The 2,507-nt window shown below is 40.6% G+C and carries 3 protein-coding genes; 1 reads left to right on the top strand and 2 read right to left on the bottom strand.

All coding sequences use genetic code 11. From position 1 onward, the window contains the following. Positions 1 to 274: 274 nt before the first annotated feature. Positions 275 to 754, bottom strand: coding sequence for a nucleotidyltransferase family protein (locus tag BUA59_RS23340; RefSeq protein ID WP_217653780.1), 480 nt, complete (start codon positions 752 to 754; stop codon positions 275 to 277). Between the two features lie 217 nt (positions 755 to 971). On the opposite strand from BUA59_RS23340, the gene BUA59_RS23335 reads away from it, so the two are divergent. Next, the gene (locus BUA59_RS23335; RefSeq protein WP_217653779.1) at positions 972 to 1,817 is read left to right on the top strand and encodes a transposase; all 846 of its coding nucleotides are present in this window, start codon (positions 972 to 974) and stop codon (positions 1,815 to 1,817) included. A gap of 126 nt (positions 1,818 to 1,943) precedes the next feature. Here BUA59_RS23335 and BUA59_RS23330 read toward each other — a convergent pair whose 3' ends face one another. Then, positions 1,944 to 2,426 (bottom strand): DinB family protein, encoded by a 483-nt coding sequence (locus tag BUA59_RS23330; protein ID WP_072842472.1) that lies wholly within the window; start codon positions 2,424 to 2,426, stop codon positions 1,944 to 1,946. Positions 2,427 to 2,507: the final 81 nt, after the last annotated feature.

The following is a 2,507-nucleotide window of genomic DNA, read 5'->3' as shown; positions in this document are numbered from 1 at the left end:
CCCATCAGTATAATGGTGGGTTATCACCCAATGAATCAGAACGATTATATTGGGAAAACTCTAAAACCGTGGCCAGTTTTACTTGACCACTACAGAAGATGCCTTCTTCGACGAATTTGGGGTTACCAAAACCTGCCAATAAGTGTTTCTAGGGTGACGCTGGCACCTTGGCGTTGACTTTTGATGAGGTCATCTTAGCAGGCTTGGGGCGGTGGTTGGGTTGTCGTAGCTTTAGCGTAGTTTTTTGGGATCAATGAAGATTAGGCGCTGTTTTTCATCTGACCCCAAATTCTCCACTGTTTAAAGTAATCGTATTATTAAAATTCGCCTCTAAACCGAAGGGTGTGACTAACGTAACCCCTTTATTCTTTACGAATGTAGCACCTACGGCTGTCTCCACTTCCACCCAATAGCTCATTGAATCTGACGTTGAAACATAGGGCCGGTCGTTGTTACGAATATGCATCCTTGCTTGATTTTTTACTGACCATGGAAAACTACTTAACGATTTAAGCCTGAGCTCATACTCAAGATCAGTATTTTCGTCAATTACGTCAGAATCAAAGTAAATCAAGTCAAAGTCGTTTAATGGAGTTAATACTTCTTTGCTGTGGAGCTTATCCCAGATTAAATTCCTAACAAATCCAGCGGCCAAGCACCAATCATTCAGACCAAGTGACGAAGCAAGTTCGAGCGCTTCCATTCGGTCACTATCAGATTCAATCCATTCAATTACTTGATCGCTAAACTTCAATTTTTGATTCCTAAAATTTTGTTAATGCACATGCGTGTTTAAGCAGTTTGGGGGCAGATGTAAAACTAATCTTTTTTTCATCTGACCCTGAGGTATCCCCACAAAATTTCAATATAGATCATAATGTTAGCGTAAGAAGGGAACGTTCATGACACTTGGCGATCAATAATTTCGCCAAAAAAAACTCATCACCAAAGCCATGAACGCGACCGCTATATTGAACAAAATCCTTCCGATTGTCAGCCCCAACATGCATAAAACTCGACGCAACGCGCTATCAGTTTGTGTACTCAGCTTAGCCCAAGGAAACCTTTGCACTGTGACCAGTATCGGTCGAGGCATTCAATCAAAAGCATACGAGAAGCACCGTATTAAACGCTCAGACCGATTACTCTCCAACCCGAATTTACGCCGCGAAGCTTTATCGATTTATGCTTATATCTGCCGACTCTTTGTGATTCAAACGCGTCCAATCATTAGCGTGGATTGGTCTGATTTAGATGCTCGTGGACAGCATCTAGAGCTTAAACATCGTCAATCTAACCCGATCACTAATCAATTTGTACTTTATAAGAGCTCACCTAAAGGACGCCACTCCATCAATCAAAAAGGAAAAAGACGGACTTCGTTGTCTTCGCTTACCGCAGCAAGAGGAGCAAAAGAACCTTGGTTGTTAGTGTCTTCCCTTCCCGTGAACCGTCTTTATGCGAAGCATTGCGTCAAAGCTTATGAAACAAGAATGCAAATTGAAGAAGGTTTTCGCGATATAAAAAGCAGCCGATTCGGCTTGGGATTTGAGCTAAGTTATACATTCAAAATACAGCGGCTGAGCAACTTAATGCTGCTAACAACTCTTACTGCGCTGTTGCTTGTTTTAGTCGGTAAAGTTATAGAGTTGGCAGGATATGCGAACCGCTTCCAAGCCAATACACTACGCAAGCGAAGAGTTCTATCACGCTTTTACCTTGGGAAACGAGCTGTTATGACACGTTTCCAAATATCAAAACAGGATTGGAGGAATGGAATCAGACAACTCGTCCAACAGTTATCGAAGGGGGTCTAAGCATGCGTAATTTTGTGGGGATACCTCAGCATCTGACCCCAAATTCGAGCTCTTAGCTACATGGTTCGGCTTAACCCACCCTGTCCAGAATACCTTGAGCTTTTTTCGGCTACTGGCCTCGACTTTTTATACGTTTCTATAAACATCTCTTAAGAAAACTGTATAGTCATTTGCTGGAGGTATAGATGGAACTTGATACATCATATCGCTAACAAAACCTCTATGATAAGTACCGTGATTCACTATATGAAATATTATTTCAATCAGAGACATTTCACCTGCTCCACCACCAACAAATTCAAAAGTTACCATTCTATTTAGATCCTTTTCCTCCATTTCAGAAACGAAGTCTATATACCATTGATCTATTGTTTTTTGTTGTTCCCATAGTTCTAAAAAAGTTGGGCAAATCTCTGTATTTCTTGATGTATAGCCATGCGGTTCAGATAATAAATGTGATTTAAAGATATTATCTACAACATAGACATGATTCAGAGTTGATGGAATATTTTTGAAATTGGTATCCCTGAGCTTATAAAGTTCTTCCTCAGATATTTCCGACAAAGCAGAAAAAGTAATGTCATTTGCCCATGCCTTTGGACTTCCCAGACTTTACTAGACACCCATTAACGTTAAAATCTAGTTAATCAAGAGGTGTTTTTTATGAAGTCCAAACGTTACCCTGAAGAG

This window comes from Marinomonas polaris DSM 16579 (genome assembly GCF_900129155.1).
Lineage (GTDB): Bacteria > Pseudomonadota > Gammaproteobacteria > Pseudomonadales > Marinomonadaceae > Marinomonas > Marinomonas polaris.
This window is presented reverse-complemented; position numbering and strand designations above follow the sequence as displayed.